13 protein-coding genes are annotated in these 14685 nt (G+C 74.7%); 3 read left to right on the top strand and 10 right to left on the bottom strand.

Annotation, left to right across the window (positions count from 1 at the left end):
- Positions 1-115 precede the first annotated feature (115 nt).
- The 4 genes from ACFYON_RS22825 to ACFYON_RS22810 form a co-directional block, all read right to left on the bottom strand.
- Positions 116-1399: a citrate synthase gene (locus tag ACFYON_RS22825; RefSeq protein WP_354871793.1), complete on the bottom strand. Its 1284-nt coding sequence runs from the start codon at positions 1397-1399 to the stop codon at positions 116-118.
- Between the two features lie 176 nt (positions 1400-1575).
- Positions 1576-3606, bottom strand: coding sequence for a sulfatase-like hydrolase/transferase (locus tag ACFYON_RS22820; protein ID WP_354872110.1), 2031 nt, complete (start codon positions 3604-3606; stop codon positions 1576-1578).
- A gap of 7 nt (positions 3607-3613) precedes the next feature.
- The gene (locus tag ACFYON_RS22815) at positions 3614-5029 is read right to left on the bottom strand and encodes a methyltransferase domain-containing protein (protein WP_354871790.1); all 1416 of its coding nucleotides are present in this window, start codon (positions 5027-5029) and stop codon (positions 3614-3616) included.
- Complete coding sequence (locus tag ACFYON_RS22810) at positions 5026-5184, bottom strand: hypothetical protein (RefSeq protein ID WP_354871788.1); 159 nt, start codon at positions 5182-5184, stop codon at positions 5026-5028. The genes ACFYON_RS22815 and ACFYON_RS22810 overlap by 4 nt, the downstream gene beginning before the upstream one ends.
- A 180-nt stretch (positions 5185-5364) precedes the next feature.
- On the opposite strand from ACFYON_RS22810, the gene ACFYON_RS22805 reads away from it, so the two are divergent.
- A complete protein-coding gene (locus ACFYON_RS22805) occupies positions 5365-5766 on the top strand; it encodes a VOC family protein (protein WP_354871786.1) in 402 nt (133 codons plus the stop codon).
- Positions 5767-5832: 66 nt separating this feature from the next.
- Here ACFYON_RS22805 and ACFYON_RS22800 read toward each other — a convergent pair whose 3' ends face one another.
- The 5 genes from ACFYON_RS22800 to ACFYON_RS22780 form a co-directional block, all read right to left on the bottom strand.
- Positions 5833-6564 (bottom strand): helix-turn-helix domain-containing protein, encoded by a 732-nt coding sequence (locus ACFYON_RS22800; RefSeq protein ID WP_387188866.1) that lies wholly within the window; start codon positions 6562-6564, stop codon positions 5833-5835.
- Between the two features lie 127 nt (positions 6565-6691).
- Positions 6692-7915, bottom strand: a complete 1224-nt coding sequence (locus ACFYON_RS22795; protein WP_354871781.1) for a dolichyl-phosphate beta-glucosyltransferase — start codon at positions 7913-7915, stop codon at positions 6692-6694.
- A 3-nt stretch (positions 7916-7918) separates the two neighbouring features.
- Positions 7919-10195, bottom strand: coding sequence for a glycosyltransferase family 39 protein (locus tag ACFYON_RS22790; protein WP_355095359.1), 2277 nt, complete (start codon positions 10193-10195; stop codon positions 7919-7921).
- 45 nt (positions 10196-10240) lie between these two features.
- Entirely contained in the window at positions 10241-11773 is a 1533-nt protein-coding gene (locus ACFYON_RS22785) for a sensor histidine kinase (RefSeq protein WP_387189429.1), read from the bottom strand.
- The gene (locus tag ACFYON_RS22780) at positions 11751-12497 is read right to left on the bottom strand and encodes a response regulator transcription factor (protein WP_387188868.1); all 747 of its coding nucleotides are present in this window, start codon (positions 12495-12497) and stop codon (positions 11751-11753) included. The genes ACFYON_RS22785 and ACFYON_RS22780 overlap by 23 nt, the downstream gene beginning before the upstream one ends.
- Before the next feature lie 135 nt (positions 12498-12632).
- On the opposite strand from ACFYON_RS22780, the gene ACFYON_RS22775 reads away from it, so the two are divergent.
- Both ACFYON_RS22775 and ACFYON_RS22770 read left to right on the top strand, forming a co-directional pair.
- Entirely contained in the window at positions 12633-13526 is an 894-nt protein-coding gene (locus ACFYON_RS22775) for an SDR family oxidoreductase (RefSeq protein WP_354871774.1), read from the top strand.
- On the top strand, positions 13523-14320 hold the full coding sequence (locus ACFYON_RS22770) for an alpha/beta fold hydrolase (protein WP_354871772.1): 798 nt from the start codon (positions 13523-13525) through the stop codon (positions 14318-14320). The genes ACFYON_RS22775 and ACFYON_RS22770 overlap by 4 nt, the downstream gene beginning before the upstream one ends.
- A gap of 42 nt (positions 14321-14362) precedes the next feature.
- On the opposite strand, the gene ACFYON_RS22765 is transcribed toward ACFYON_RS22770, so the two are convergent.
- Positions 14363-14587 (bottom strand): hypothetical protein, encoded by a 225-nt coding sequence (locus ACFYON_RS22765; protein ID WP_354871770.1) that lies wholly within the window; start codon positions 14585-14587, stop codon positions 14363-14365.
- Positions 14588-14685 lie beyond the last annotated feature (98 nt).

Below are 14685 nucleotides of genomic sequence, written 5' to 3'. Positions count from 1 at the left end.
GAATGGCCCCTTCATAACGCCCCGCACCCCGGTGCGCACGATCGACCCTCGTTGGCGGCGGGCGAACGGGAACGGCCGCCGGTTCCGTGCCGGCGGCCGTTCCCGAGGGACAGCGTCAGCGCTGGGCGGCGGGGACGTAGTCCCGCTCGGCGGCGCCGGTGTAGATCTGCCGCGGGCGGCCGATCTTCGTCTCCGGGTCGTTGATCATCTCGCGCCACTGCGCGATCCAGCCGGGCAGCCGGCCGAGCGCGAACAGCACCGTGAACATCTTCGTCGGGAAGCCCATGGCCTTGTAGATCAGGCCGGTGTAGAAGTCCACGTTCGGGTAGAGCCGCCGGGACACGAAGAAGTCGTCGGCGAGGGCGATCTCCTCGAGCTGCACCGCGAGGTCCAGCAGCGGGTCCGGCTTGGCCATCCGGCCGAGCACGTCCTGGGCGGCCTTCTTCACGATGGCGGCGCGCGGGTCGTAGTTCTTGTAGACCCGGTGCCCGAAGCCCATCAGCTTCACGCCGTCCTGCTTGTCCTTCACCTTCTGCACGAAGGAGCGGACGTCGCCGCCGTCGGCCTGGATCTTCTGGAGCATCTCCAGCACGGCCTGGTTGGCGCCGCCGTGCAGCGGGCCGAACAGCGCGTTCACGCCGGCCGAGACCGAGGCGAACAGGTTGGCGTTGCTGGAGCCGACCAGCCGCACCGTCGACGTGGAGCAGTTCTGCTCGTGGTCGGCGTGCAGGATGAACAGCATGTCCAGCACCCGGGCCACCACGGGGTCGACCTCGTACGGCTCGGCCGGCACGCCGAACGTCATGCGCAGGAAGTTCTCGACGTAGCCCAGCGAGTTGTCCGGGTACAGCAGCGGCTGCCCGATCGACTTCTTGTACGCGTACGAGGCGATGGTCGGGACCTTCGCCATCAGGCGCACCGTGGACATCTCCACGTGCTCGGAGTCGAACGGGTCCAGGCTGTCCTGGTAGAACGTCGAGATGGCGCTGACGGCCGAGGAGAGCACGGCCATCGGGTGCGCGTCACGGGGGAAGCCGTCGAAGAAGCGGCGCATCTCCTCGTGCAGCAGCGAGTGCCGCCGGATCCGCTCACTGAACTCGGTGAGCTGCGTCTGGGACGGCAGCTCACCGTAGATCAGCAGGTAGGAGACCTCCAGGAAGGAGGACTTCTCCGCCAGCTGGTCGATCGGGTAACCCCGGTACCGCAGGATGCCGGCGTCACCGTCGATGTAGGTGATCCCGGACGAGCAGGATGCGGTGTTCACGAAACCGGGGTCGTACGTGGTCATCCCGGTTTCCTTGAGCAGCTTGCTCACCCCGATCCCGGCGGGGCCCTCAACCGCGGACTGCACCGGCATCGACAGCTGCCCACCGGGGTGGTCGAGCTTGACTTCCGTCATCTGTTCCTCGCTTCGCCGGCAAGATCTTCGTTGAATTGCCTTCGCTTCTACCGTAATCACGGCGCGGAGAACACCGCTCGTCATGGTTTCAGGGTGAGGTGTGCGTCACCTGTTTCCCGGCCAGGCGGGGTGGAAACCGGATGGGAGCGCGACCACGGGCATGTTCGGGAGACCCGTCACGACAGCGTGAGCCGCCGAAGCGCCCCGTCGTCACCGACCCGGTAGAGGTCGAGCCGGTTGGTTCCGGCGGCGAACAGACGGTCGTCGGCGAGCAACGCGGCGAACCGCCGCCCACCGGCGTCCGGCGGCACCACCGGCACCACCGCGCCGACGGTGCCGTTGACCGCGACGGCCAGCCGGGCCCCGTCCGGCACGTCGTCCGGCACGGTGCCCCAGACCAGCGCCGGCAGCCCGCCACGGGCCGGGTCGACAGCGTCGAACGCCTCCCGGTTCGCCACCGTGGCGGACCCGCCCACCGGGATGTCCCCGACCCGGGTCCCGACGAGCGGGTCGGCGGGAACCGGCGCAATCGGGGCGGGCACCCCGCCGGCGATGGTGACCGGCTGGCCGGGGCGGTCGTAGAAGCGCTTGTCCGCCCGCTCGCGCGGGGCCGCCTTCGCCGACCGGCCGTCCATCCGCCACGGCACCCGCATGTGCGTCTCGTCGGCGATGGTGGGCAGCAGGTCGACGTGCTCCCAGTTGCGGTCGTCCACCCGCCCGGCGCGCTGGCCGGGCTCCTTGACGAACATCGGCACCCAGGCCACCTCGTTCGCCGCGTGGTCGATGGCGTCGATCCCCCGCCCCTGCCAGTCCCGGCGGAAGCTGACGCCGTGGTCGGCGGTGACCACCACCAGCGCCTTGTCGTAGAGGCCGGTGGCGCGCAGCGTCCGCAGTGTCTCGCCGATCAGCCGGTCGGTGTAGCCGAGCTGGGCCAGGTGCCGGGCGCGGGCCAGGTCGACCCAGCCGGCGCCGTCGTTGGGCAGGTCCTCCGGCGCCGCGTAGTGCGCCCCGGACGGCAGGTACGCCCACGGCGAGTGCGGCATCAGCAGATGCAGGAAGTGCAGCGTGGGCCGGGTGTCGGGGCGCAGCCCGGCCAGGAAGGAGGTGAACCGGGCCGGCTGGTTGTCGTCGAGCGTGTCCCAGCGGAACTTCGGGTCGTCCGGCACCGGCTCGGCGGCGTCCAGCCCGGCCTCGGCGGCGGTCCGCTCGCGGTAGGAGTCCTCCGGATCGATCCGGCTGTCCACCGGCGCGGCGATCCGCCCGAGCAGCCTGCCGCTCTCCCGGACCAGCGCTCCGAGCCCCTGCTCGGGGGTGGTGGCCTGCTCACAGCGGCTGGGCGGGCAGAGCCGGGTGATGCTCTCCTCGGCCTTGATCCGGTAGAGGCCGCCCAGCGCGGTGAACAGGTTGTCCGGGTACTGCGAGTAGTGCGGCGCCACCCCCCGCCCCGGGTAGCGCCCGGTGAGCATCGCGGGCAGCGCGTATGGTGTCCAGCCGCTGACGCCCGTCGCGTTGCGGTACCACGTCGACCCGCCGGCCAGCGCGGCGAAGTTCGGGTAGCGGGCGGCGTCGATCCGGCCGTCCGGGCCGAGCAGGGACACCAGCGGCAGCTCGTCCAGCACGATCATGACCACCGGCGGGTGCGCGCCCGCGCCGGCCACACCGGCGGCGCCGCCGTCGCCGCGGGGCAGCACCACCGCCGAGGCCGGCGAAGCGAACAGGAACAACCCGACGAACACCAGCGGACCGGTCGCGGCCACCCGCAGCACCCGCCGGGGCGCCCGCCACCGCCGGTGCGCGGCCGCCCCCGCGGCCCCGGCCACACCGGCGACGACCAGCAGGGGTACGCCCCGCAGCGGCGTCAGGTGCCGGCCGACCTGGACCGCCAGCGCGGCGAGCAGCAGCCCCACGAACGCGGTGTGCGCGGCGGCCCGGGTGACCCGTCCGGCGGGCACGGTGAGCGCGCCGAGCAGCGCGAACGGCATGGTCGGCACGAGCGCGACCAGGGCGACCAGCAGCAGCACGTCGGCCCGGGAGGCGCGGTGGAACAGGAAGAAATCGGGGCTGCGGCCGAGCACGTCGAGCAGCGGCTGGGTGACCACCAGCCCGACCAGGGCCGCCACCTCGGCCAGCCGCGCCGCCTCGGCCCGCCACCACGGCCGGCGCTCCCGCCGTTGCGGGACGGACGCCCGGTCCCGGGGTGGCGCCAGGGTGTCCTCAGTCACCCACCACCACCTGGTAGAGCGTGCGGGTGCCGGAGGGCAGCTCGGTCCGGGCGACCACCCGGCCCCGGCGGGCCAGCAGCGCCTCGAAGGCGTCGCGCCGGTAGTCGGGGAACAGCCCGTCGGGCCTGTTGGCCAGCAGCCGGCGGGCCATCGGGTCGTCCGGGTGGACGAACTCGACCACCAGGCTGCCGCCGGTGGCGGTGAGCGCGGTGAGCTGGTCCAGCACCTCGGGCAGCGGCACGTTGCGCCCGATCGCCAGGTGGTGCACGACGGCCAGGGCCAGGACGGTGTCCGCGCGGGCCCGCTCGGCGAACGCGGCCCGCTCGACGCCGCGCCAGCCGCCGCCGGGCGACGGGTCGGCCAGGTCCATCACCAGCGGCAGGATCCGTGTCTCGCCCTCGTCGCGCAGCGCACGGTAGAGCGTGTCGACCACGCCCGGGTCCTGCTCGACGGCGACGACGTGCGCGGCGTGCCGGGCGGCGATGCGGGCGTACCGGCCGTCGTTGGCGCCCAGGTCCAGCGCCGAACCGGGCCCGGTGGCGGCCACCGCCCGGTCGACGAACTCCTCCTTGGCCTGCCGGTCCGGCACCGAGTACGCGCAGGTGCGCTGGTAGTCCGACCAGTGGCTGTCGCCGGGCCGGTGGTCCAGCCGGCGGACGAGTTTCGCCAGTCCGCGTACCGTGGCCAGGGCCAGCTCGCGGGAGAACCCGGCGGCGCGCAACTGGGCGCGGACGTCGGTGGTGCTCGCGGTGGAGTTGCGGGCCTGCATGGCGCCGTGCAGGTGCACGTGGGTGGGCACGCCGGCCCGCCAGCGCCGGGCGCCGCCGAACAGCCGGCGCATCTGGTCCGGTTCGACGCCGTCGACGCGGGCGCGCAGGAACGGCTGGAAGTCCAGCCCCAGGTGGGCCTGGATCAGCAGCGGGTAGAGCAGCGTCTGGCAGAACTGCCGGTAGCCGGCCCAGGGTTCGCCGTCGCGCAGCGCCTCGAACGAGCCGACGTCGATGAAGACCGGCCGGGCGCCGCGCCACTGCACGTTGTACGCCGAGCCGTCCTTCGTGGTGAAGCCGGCCTCGAGGGCGGCCCGCAGCACGTCCAGGTGCAGCAACGCCGCGTCGCGCAGCATCGCGGCCGACCACTCGTAGGGGTGCGAGACGAACGGGATCCGCTCGTGCCGCAGCACGGCGGTCCAGGGCGCGTCGACCGGGGTCGGGGTCAGCTCCTCGGTGCCGACGATCTGCCCCCGGGCGGTGGCCCGCCGGAAGAAGTCGGTGACCGAGAGCGCCCGCCAGTCGCGGGTGGAGCGCTCGTCGAGCCCGCGCAGCACCTCCTCGCCCCGGTGGAACACCCGGTTGCCGGGGTCGCGGAAGGAGCCGGGGTCGACCCGGACGCCGGTGTCGGGGATCGTCACGCCGCCGGGCCCTGGTCGGTGGGCTGACGCCGGAACCGGGACGTCAGCCGGCGCCAGTAGAGCTTGGCGGCCACCGCCACCCCGGCCACCCCGCCGACCACCGCCTGCACGATGAGACTGCCGGATCCCGCGTCCAGGTAGGCCAGATGCGTCACGGCTGCTTTCCTTCCGTCGCCGGTCGTCAGTGCATGCCCGGTATGCGAGCTTTATTGCTCAAAGCCGGACTTGTCCCTCACGGTAACGGCTCGGCGACCGGGCGCGCGGCCACACCGGCCACTCGTCCCCCGTCCGATCCGTTCAAGACGGGCCGGCCCGGCACGCCTACCGTGGCCGGCATGACACCGCAGTTCGATCTGATCGGGGCCGTGGTCACCGACATGGCCCGCACGCTCGACTTCTACCGGCGGCTCGGCCTGCCGATCCCGGCCGGCGCCGAGACGGAAGGGCACGTCGAGGTCACCCTGCCGAACGGCGTACGGCTGGCCTGGGACACGGTCGAGGTGATCCGCAGCTTCCATCCCGAGTTCGACCCGTCCGGCGGCAACAACCGGATGAGCCTGGCCTTCCGGTGCGCCGACCCGGCCGAGGTGGACCGCTGGTACGCCGAGCTGACCGGCGCCGGGCATCACGGTGAGCTGCCGCCGTGGGACGCGTTCTGGGGCCAGCGGTACGCGGTCCTGCACGACCCGGACGGCAACGGCGTGGACCTGTTCGCCCCGCTGCCCGCAGCGGAGTAACGCCGGCCGGCGTGCCCGCGGGCGGGTCCGGGCCGGTCACCCGGCCTGCCGGCGACTGACTGGCGCTCAGTCGCGGTCGAGCAGCCGGGTCGGCGGCACCCCGGCCAGTTCCCGCACCTCACGGGTCAGGTGGGCCTGGTCGGCGTACCCGCTGCGCACCGCCACCTCGGCGAGCGGCGCACCGGTGTGGGCCAGGTCCAGCGCGCGGCGCATCCGCAGGATGCGGGCCAGCGTCTTCGGGCCGTACCCGAAGAGAGCCCGGCTGCGCCGGTGCAGGGCCCGCGGACCGAGGCCGACCTCGGCGGCGGTCGCGGCGACTGTCGCCCCGGCGGCCAGCCGCGCGGCGACCCGCGCGCCGAGCGGGTCGGGGCCGCCGGCCGCCCGCAGTCGGTCACGGGCGACGCGGGTCAGCACCGCGGCGGCAGCGGCGGCGTGGGCGTCGGCAGCGCTGACGGCGTCGGGCCCGTCGTTGCGGATCGGCGCGGCCAGCGCCGTCTCGACCCGCTCGGTCACCTCGGCGGCGGCGCGGCCCCACAGGTCGGCCAGCGGTACGCGGCGGTCCCGCAGTTCCTCGGCCGGCACCCCGAACACGGCCGGGCCGGTCCCCGGCGGCAGGCGCAGCCCGACCCACCGGTCCCCCGGCTCGGAGCGCGACAGGTGCGCGGTGCGGTCCGGGCCGGCGACCAGCAGCCCGGACCGGCTGGACCAGAGCAGGTCCAGGCACCCGTCCGGCAGCACGCGCGTCTCGCCCCCACCGGAGACGCTGCCCCACAGCACCCCGCCGGGAATCCCCGCCACTCCCCACTCCCGGTACACACCCCAACCCTGCCACCTCCCCGTCGATCATGAAGTTGACGGCACCGGCACCCGGCGTGTCGCGCCGCCAACCTCATGATCGACGGGATGTTCCGGGGGGTGGGGGGGGTCAGGGGCGGTGGTGCATGGCCAGGCGGAGCAGGAGGAAGCGCAGGGCTGTGGCGGCCAGGTTGGCTGCCACCAGGACGGTCAGCTCCCAGCCGCGACTCGGGGGTGTGGTGGCGTGCAGCACGGCCAGGGAACCACTGGTCAGGGCCAGGCCGAGCGCGAACGCCAGCAGCCCCTGGAGGTGGTGGCGGCCGGCGTGCCGGCGCCCGGTCACCCCGAACGTGAGCCGCCGGTTGGCCGCCGTGTTGGCCACCGCGGTGAGCAGCAGCGCCAGCAGGTTCGCCGGCTGCGCACCGAGCGGGCCGCGGGCCAGCAGGAACAACAGCAGGTACGCGAGCGTGCTCGCCACGCCCACCGCGGCGAACCGGGCGAGCTGCCGCGGCAACCCGACCGGCACCTGCGCCGGCGGGGCCGGCAGCGGTCCGCGCCCGAGCTGGGCGCGCAACTGCGCCAACGGCAGCGCCCCGGTCACCAGCGCCCGGCCCAGCCGCCCGATGCCGCGCAGGTCGGCGAGCGCGGTGGCGACGATGTCGACGCGGCTGTCCGGGTCGTCCACCCAGTCCACCGGTACCTCGTGGATGCGCAGCCCGGCCCGCTGCGCCAGGACCAGCAGCTCGGTGTCGAAGAACCAGCCGGTGTCGCGTACCAGCGGCAGCAGCTCGGCCGCCACGTCGGCGCGGATCGCCTTGAAGCCGCACTGCGCGTCGGAGAACCGCGCCGCGAGCGTGCCGCGCAGCAGCAGGTTGTAACCCCGCGAGATGACCTCCCGCTTGGCGCCCCGGACCACCCGGCTGGTCCGCGCCAGGCGGGTACCGATGGCCAGGTCCGAGTGCCCGGAGATGAGCGGCGCGACCAGCGGCAACAGCGCGGCCAGGTCGGTGGACAGGTCCACGTCCATGTACGCGAGCACCGGCGCGGGCGAGGCCGACCACGCGGCGCGCAGCGCCCGCCCGCGCCCTTTCTCGTCCAGGCGCAGCACCCCCACCTCGGGCAGTTCGTCGGCGAGCGCCCGCGCCACCGCCGGGGTGCCGTCCACGCTGGCGTTGTCCGCCACCGTGATCCGGAACGGGTACGGGAAGTGCGCGGTCAGGTGCGCGTGCAGCAGCCGGACGCAGGGCCCGAGGTCGGCCTCCTCGTTGTAGACCGGGACCACCACGTCGAGCACCGCGCTGTCGGCGGCGGGCCGGGCCTGCACGGCGGCCCGGGGCGCGTACGTGCCGGTCATCGCTCAGCCCTGCTTTCCGCTGCTCAGGTCGTACACGGTCACGCCGTCGACGGTGGTCGCGGTGAAGTTCGCGGCGACCCAGGCGGCGATCTCGGCCGAGGCGCTGCTCCCGCCGTTGGCCCGGAACCCGCCGCCGCCGAGGAGGTAGTGGATCCGCCCGTCGGCGACGTACCGCTGGAACTGGGCGAGCGTCGGCGACGGGTCGCTGCCGTTGAAGCCGCCGATCGGCATGACCGGCCGGCCGGTGGCCAGCTGGTAGCCGGAGGCGTTGTTCGAGCCGACCGTGGCGGCGACCCAGGTGTAGTCGTCGGCGTCGGCGGTGAGCAGCGCGGTCATCTCGGCGCTCGGCTCGCGGGCGTCGAGCAGCCCGCCCATGCCACCGCCGCGCTGCCCCCGCCCTTCCTGCCCGGTCCCGCCGGGCGCGCCCGGTGCCGAACCACCGCCCGGGAATCCGGGGAATCCACCGGCGCTCGCCCCGCCGTTCTGGCCGGTGCCGTTGCGGCCGCCCGGGAAGCCCGGGAACTGCCCGATCCCGCCCCCCGGGCCACCGGGGAACTGCCCGTTCGCGCCGCCCGGCATCCGCCCGCCCGGTCCACCGGGGCCGCCGAAGCCGCCTGCTCCGGCCGGCCCGGCGCTCGGGATCGACCCGCTCTGCGGGGTGGCAGCGGTCTGCATCGCGTACGCGGCCGGCCCGGCCAGCGCCACCGCGATGCCGGCGACAGACACCACCGGCACGACCCACCGCACGACCCGCCCGGTAAACCCGGCCCCGGGCCCCGCCGTCGCCCCCGCCTCGGAGTTGACCAAGGAGTTTGCGTCACCCTGAACGCCACTTCCGGACACAAACTCCTTGATCACCGGGGCAGGCGGGGAGGGCGGGACGGTCCGGTGGGTGAGGAACGCCGAGGTGGCCAGGAGGGCGGCTGCGGTCAGGCCGAGGGCCAGCACCGTGGGGCGCAGCCAGGGGTGCCAGTCGGGGGTGCGGCCGAGCAGGTGCCAGGACCACCAGGCGGTGACCGCCAGCGTGCCGGCCAGGACCAGCGTGGCGGCGAACCGGCGCCACCGGACCGGCGCGGAGCGGGCCCGCCACAGCAGGGTGATCCCGATGCCGACCAGCGCGCCGACCGCCGGGGCCAGGGCGACCGTGTAGTAGGCGTGGAAGATCCCGGACATGAAGCTGAAGATCAGTCCGGTGACCAGCAGCCAGCCGCCCCACAGCAGCAGACCGGCCCGGGTGCGGTCGGTACGCGGCGCCCGCCCGGCCAGCCACAGCCCAGCGACCAGCAGGATCAGCGCGGCCGGCAACAGCCAGGAGATCTGCCCGCCGACCTCGGTGTCGAACATCCGCAGCAGCCCCGCCTGGCCGGAGAACGGTCCGCCGCCGGGCCGTCCGCCACCGCCGACGCTGCCCACCTCGTCGCCGGTGATCCGGCCCAGGCCGTTGTAGCCGAGCGTCAGCTCCAGGATGCTGTTGTTCTGCGAGCCGCCGATGTAGGGGCGGGCGCTCGCCGGCACCAGCTCGACGATCGCCACCCACCAGCCGGCGGAGACGACCACGGCCAGCCCGGCGAGCATGAGCTGGCGGATCCGCCGTCCGAGGCCGGTCGGCGCGGCCAGCACGTAGACCCCGGCGAAGACCGGGATCACCAGGAACGCCTGGAGCATCTTGGTGAGGAAGCCGAAGCCGACGAGCACGCCGGTCAGCGCGATCCACCGGGTGCTCGCCGTCTCGACCGCCCGCACCGTCGCGTACGCGGCGGCGACCAGCAGGAACACCAGCAGCGCGTCCGGGTTGTTGAATCGGAACATCAGCGCCGCCACCGGGGTGAGCGCGAGCACCGCGCCGGCGAGCAGGCCGGCGGCCGGGCCGTACCAGCGGCGGACGGTCGCGTACAGCACGCCGACCGAGGCGACGCCGAGCAGGGCCTGCGGCACCAGGATCGACCAGCCGCTCAGACCGAAGATCCGCACCGAGAGCGCCATCAGCCAGAGCGACGCCGGAGTCTTGTCCACTGTGATCGAGTTGGCCGCGTCGGACGAGCCGTAGAGGAACGCCGTCCAGTTCTGCGAGCCGGCCTGCACGGCGGCCGAGTAGAACGCGTTGGCCCACCCGGAGGCGCCCAGTCCCCACAGGTAGAGCAGCGCGGTGACGACCAGCAGGCCGACCAGGGCGGGGCGGGCCCAGCGCGGATCGGAGCCGGTGCGGGTCTCCGGGGATACGGGCACGGCGCCGGGCGGTCCGGCCGCGGGCGCGGTCGGCAGGGTCTCGGTTCTGTCCATGCCGGCAAGCCTCGGCGGGTCCGCTGGCCCGCTCCCGTGAGTGGCCTATGCGTCTGCTGTGGATCCCGGCAGCCAGACCGTGAACGCGGTGTGGCCGGGTCGGCTGACCACGTCGACGCGGCCGTGGTGGGCCTCCACCACGGCGGCGACGATGGCCAGCCCCAGGCCGGTGCTGCCCTGGGCGCGGGAGCGGGAGCTGTCGCCGCGGGCGAACCGCTCGAAGACCTCCGGCTGCAACTGCTCGGGGATGCCCGGGCCGTCGTCGGTGACGCGCAGCTCGACGCCGCCGGGCACGGGCGCGAGCCGGACGGTGACAGTGGTGCCGGCCGGGGTGTGCACCCTCGCGTTGGCGAGCAGGTTCGCCAGCACCTGGTGCAGCCGGTGGGCGTCGCCGGTGACGGTGAGCGGCTCGTCGGGCAGGTCGAGCTGCCAGCGGTGGTCGGGTCCGGCGACGTGCGCGTCGCTGACCGCGTTCACCGCCGTGGCGGTCAGGTCGACCGGGTCGGCGGCGAGCGGGCGGCCGGAGTCCAGCCGGGCGAGCAGCAGCAGGTCGTCGACGAGTCTGGTCATCCGGGTGCTCTCCGACTCGACGCGGCGCAGCGCGTGCGCCACGTCGGGCGGCACCTCCTGGCGGCCCCGGCGGGCCACCTCGGCGTACCCGCGGATGGCGGCCAGCGGGGTGCGCAGCTCGTGGCTGGCGTCGGCGACGAACTGGCGTACCCGGGTCTCGCTGGCCTGCCGGGCGGCGAGCGCGGCGGCGACGTGGCCGAGCATCCGGTTGAGCGCGCCGCCGACCTGCCCGACCTCGGTGCGGGGGTCGGTGTCGGCGGCCGGCACCCGCACGGACAGGGCGACCTCACCGCGGTCCAGCGGCAGTTCGGTGACCCGGGCGGCGGTGGCGGCGACGCGGTTGAGCGGGCGCAGCGTGACGCGGACGATGAGCGCGCCGAGGGCGCCGGCGATGACCAGTCCGGCGCCGATGACCCCGGCCTGCGCGACGAGCATCCACATGACGGTGTCGTCCACCTGGGCCAGCGGGATCGCGAGGACGAGCACGTCGCCGTCGCCGCGCGGCGAGGGCAGCGCGACCGCCCGGTACTCGCCCCGGCCGCCGACGGTCACGGTGCGCGGGCGTTCGCCGGCGGGCATGCGGGCCAGCGGGGCCAGATCGGCGGCGGGCACCTCCTCGCTGCTGCCGCTCTCGGACCGGATCCGGCCCACGGGTTCGGCGGAGGTCGGCACCCGGACCGCGATCGAGCCGGGCGGGAAGCCGCCCGGTGGCGCCGGCGCCGCCTCGTCGGAGTCCGGCGGGGTGGGCCGCTGGTCCGGGCGCGGCGGGTCGGCGCCGTGGCGGGCCCAGCGTTCGAAGTCGGCGGGCCTCCGGTCGCCGAAGGTGAGCTGGTTGTCGATCTGGTCGACCAGGAAGTGTCGCAGCGCGACAGTGGTCAGGCCGCCGATGCCGACGCTCACCAGCGCGAGCAGCGCCACCACGGAGAGCACCAGCCGGCGGCGCAGCGACCAGCCGGCCAGGCGGCGCCGCAGCCGGCCGCGCCGCTCACTCGGCGGGCTTGAGGACATAACCGGCCCCGCGCAGGGTGTGGATCATGGGGGCGCGGCCCGCGTCGATCTTCTTACGCAGGTACGAGATGTACAGTTCGACCACATTGGCCTGACCACCGAAGTCGTAGTTCCACACCCGGTCGAGGATCTGCGCCTTGCTGAGCACCCGGCGCGGATTGCGCATGAGGTAGCGCAGCAGCTCGAACTCGGTGGCGGTGAGCGTGATCAGGTCGTCGCCGCGGCGTACCTCGTGGCTGTCCTCGTCCAGGCTGAGGTCGCCGACGGTGAGCACCGCCTCCTCCCGGGCGGCGACCGCGAAGCCGGAGCGGCGCAGCAGCGCGCGCAGCCGGGCGATCACCTCCTCCAGGCTGAACGGTTTGGTGACGTAGTCGTCGCCGCCGACGGTGAGCCCGGCGACGCGCTCCTCCACGGCGTCGCGGGCGGTCAGGAAGAGCACCGGCACGCTCGGGAACTGCTCGCGCAGGCGGCGCAGCACCTGGAAGCCGTCCAGGTCGGGCAGCATCACGTCGAGCACCACGGCGTCCGGGCGGAACTGGCGGGCGGTGGTGACCGCCGCCATGCCGCTGCCGGCGGTGGCCACCTGCCAGCCCTCGTACCGCAGGGCCATCGAGAGCAGGTCGGTGAGGGTCGGCTCGTCGTCCACCACGAGCACCCGCACCGGTTCGCCGTCCGGTCGGCGCAGCTCGATGCGGCCCTGCGCGGCCTGCCCGTTCATGACCATGCCCCCATCGTGGGCGGACCCGCTGTCGCCGGGCTGTCCCGATCCTGTGTATCAGCTGTGCGCGACGCGCGGTGCCGATCCGGGCAGGTCCGGCGGGTCTTCCGCACCGGTGCTACCCGGTGGTAACTTCCCGGCATGTCCATCGATGGTCGCTTTTCCGGCCGGCTGGCCGGCAAGGTGGTGCTGGTGACCGGCGCGGCCCGGGGCATCGGCGAGCACACCGCCCGCCTCGCCGCCGCACGCGGCGCCCGGTTGTCACTGGTCGGGCTGGAACCCGACCGGCTCGCCGCGCTCGCCGCCGAACTCGGGCCGGGGCACGCCTGGTTCGCCGCCGACGTCACCGACCAGCAGGCGCTGGCCGAGGCGGTCGAGGGCACGGCGGCGGCGCTGGGCGGAATCGACGCGGTGGTCGCCAACGCCGGGGTGGCCAACCGGGGCACGATCGCCGTCGGCGACGTCGAGGCGCTGGTGCGTACCGTCGAGGTCAACCTGATCGGGGTGATGCGCACCGCCGCGGCGACCGTGCCGGCGCTCGTCGACCGGCGCGGCTACCTGCTGATCGTCTCCTCGGCCGCGGCGTTCGCCGCGCTGCCCGGCATGGCCGCGTACTGCGCCTCCAAGGCGGGCGTCGAGCAGTTCGGCAACGCGGTCCGGCTGGAGCTGGCGCACCGGGGCGTGGCGGTGGGCACCGCCCATCCGTCGTGGGTGGACACCGACCTGGTCCGCGAGGCGCGCGCCGACCTGCCGGCCTTCGAAACGGCCCTGGCGAAGCTGCCGTGGCCGCTGCGGCGCACCACCACCGTGGCCGAGTGCGCCGAGGCGTTCGTCCGGGCGATCGAGCGCCGCAGCCGCCGGGTGTACGTGCCGCGCGCCGTGGCCGGCGTGCAGGCCGTGCGGTCGGTGCTGGTCAGCCCGCTGGCCGACCGCCTGGTGGGCCGGACCGCCCGGGCCACCGTACCGCTGATCGAGGAGCAGTCCCGGGCGCTGGGCCGGGGCTTCGGCGCCAGCACGCCGCAGGCGCGGCCGTGACTACGCCGGTGGACGTCGTCTACGAGCGGCGGGGCGCCGGGCCGGCGCTGGTGCTGCTGCACGGCATCGGTCACCACTGTGGCGCCTGGCGGCCGGTGCTGGACCGCCTCGCCGAGGCGCACGACGTGATCGCCGTCGACCTGCCGGGCTTCGGCCGCTCCCCGGTGCCCGCCGCCGGGCTGCCCGCCGACATGCCCGGCCTGACCGCCGCCATGGTCGAGCTGTTCGCCGCGTTCGGGCTGGAACGCCCGCACGTCGCGGGCAACAGCCTCGGTGGCGCGATCGCGTTGGAGCTGGCCGCGCTCGGCGCGGTCACCTCCGCGACCGCCCTGTCACCGGCCGGCTTCTGCACCGCACGCGAGCTGCGCTGGGCGCTGACCGTGCTGTCCCTGCACCGCAACGCGGCCCGGCTGCCCGAGCCGGTGCTGCGCCGCCTGTTCGCCGCGCCCGCGCTGCGGATGCTGGCGATGGGCATGATCCTGGCCCGGCCCAACCGGATGGCGCTCGACGACGCGCTCGCCGACGCTCGCGCGCTGCGCCAGGCACGGGCGTTCCGCGCCGTCGCCCGCGCCGGCCGGGGATACGCCTACGCGGGCGCGCCGACCGTGCCGGTCACCGTGGCCTGGGGTACACGCGACCGGATCCTGCCCTACCGGCAGGCGGCGCTGGCGCGTACCCGGCTGCCCGCCGCGCGGCACCTGGACCTGCCCGGCTGCGGGCACGTGCCGATGCACGACGATCCGGAGCTGGTCGCCTCGGTCATCCTCGGCACCACAGGCGTCGGGCCGGGCTGACGCCTCGCGCCCGATCGCTCCGGCGCCCCGCGTCCGAGCGCCTCACTCGGTCGCGCCGAACGGGAACGTGTGCACGTACCGCATCGTCCAGCCACCGGGTGACGCGTGGTCGTCGCGCTCGTAGAGGTGGTCGGCCACGCCCCCGGCCGATTCCTCCGGATGACGCAGCACCCACCGGGGCGGCGGCGCGCCGTCCGGGCCGGCGGGCAGATCCCGGGACAGCTCGTCGGCCGGCCCGCCGACGAACCGTACGCGCACCGCGGCCACCGCTGCCCTCCGTTCCTCGACGCCCTCGCCGCGAAGCTACCCCGCCGGGGCGCGGACCCTCAGCGGTTTGCACAGCTCCGGGGCCGGGTAGCGGGACC

Origin of the sequence: Micromonospora sp. NPDC005686, assembly GCF_042871665.1 — a bacterium.
In the GTDB taxonomy this organism is placed as follows: Bacteria; Actinomycetota; Actinomycetes; order Mycobacteriales; family Micromonosporaceae; genus Micromonospora.
The sequence above is the reverse complement of the archived record's forward strand: the minus strand, read 5'-3'. Positions and strand labels throughout refer to the sequence as shown.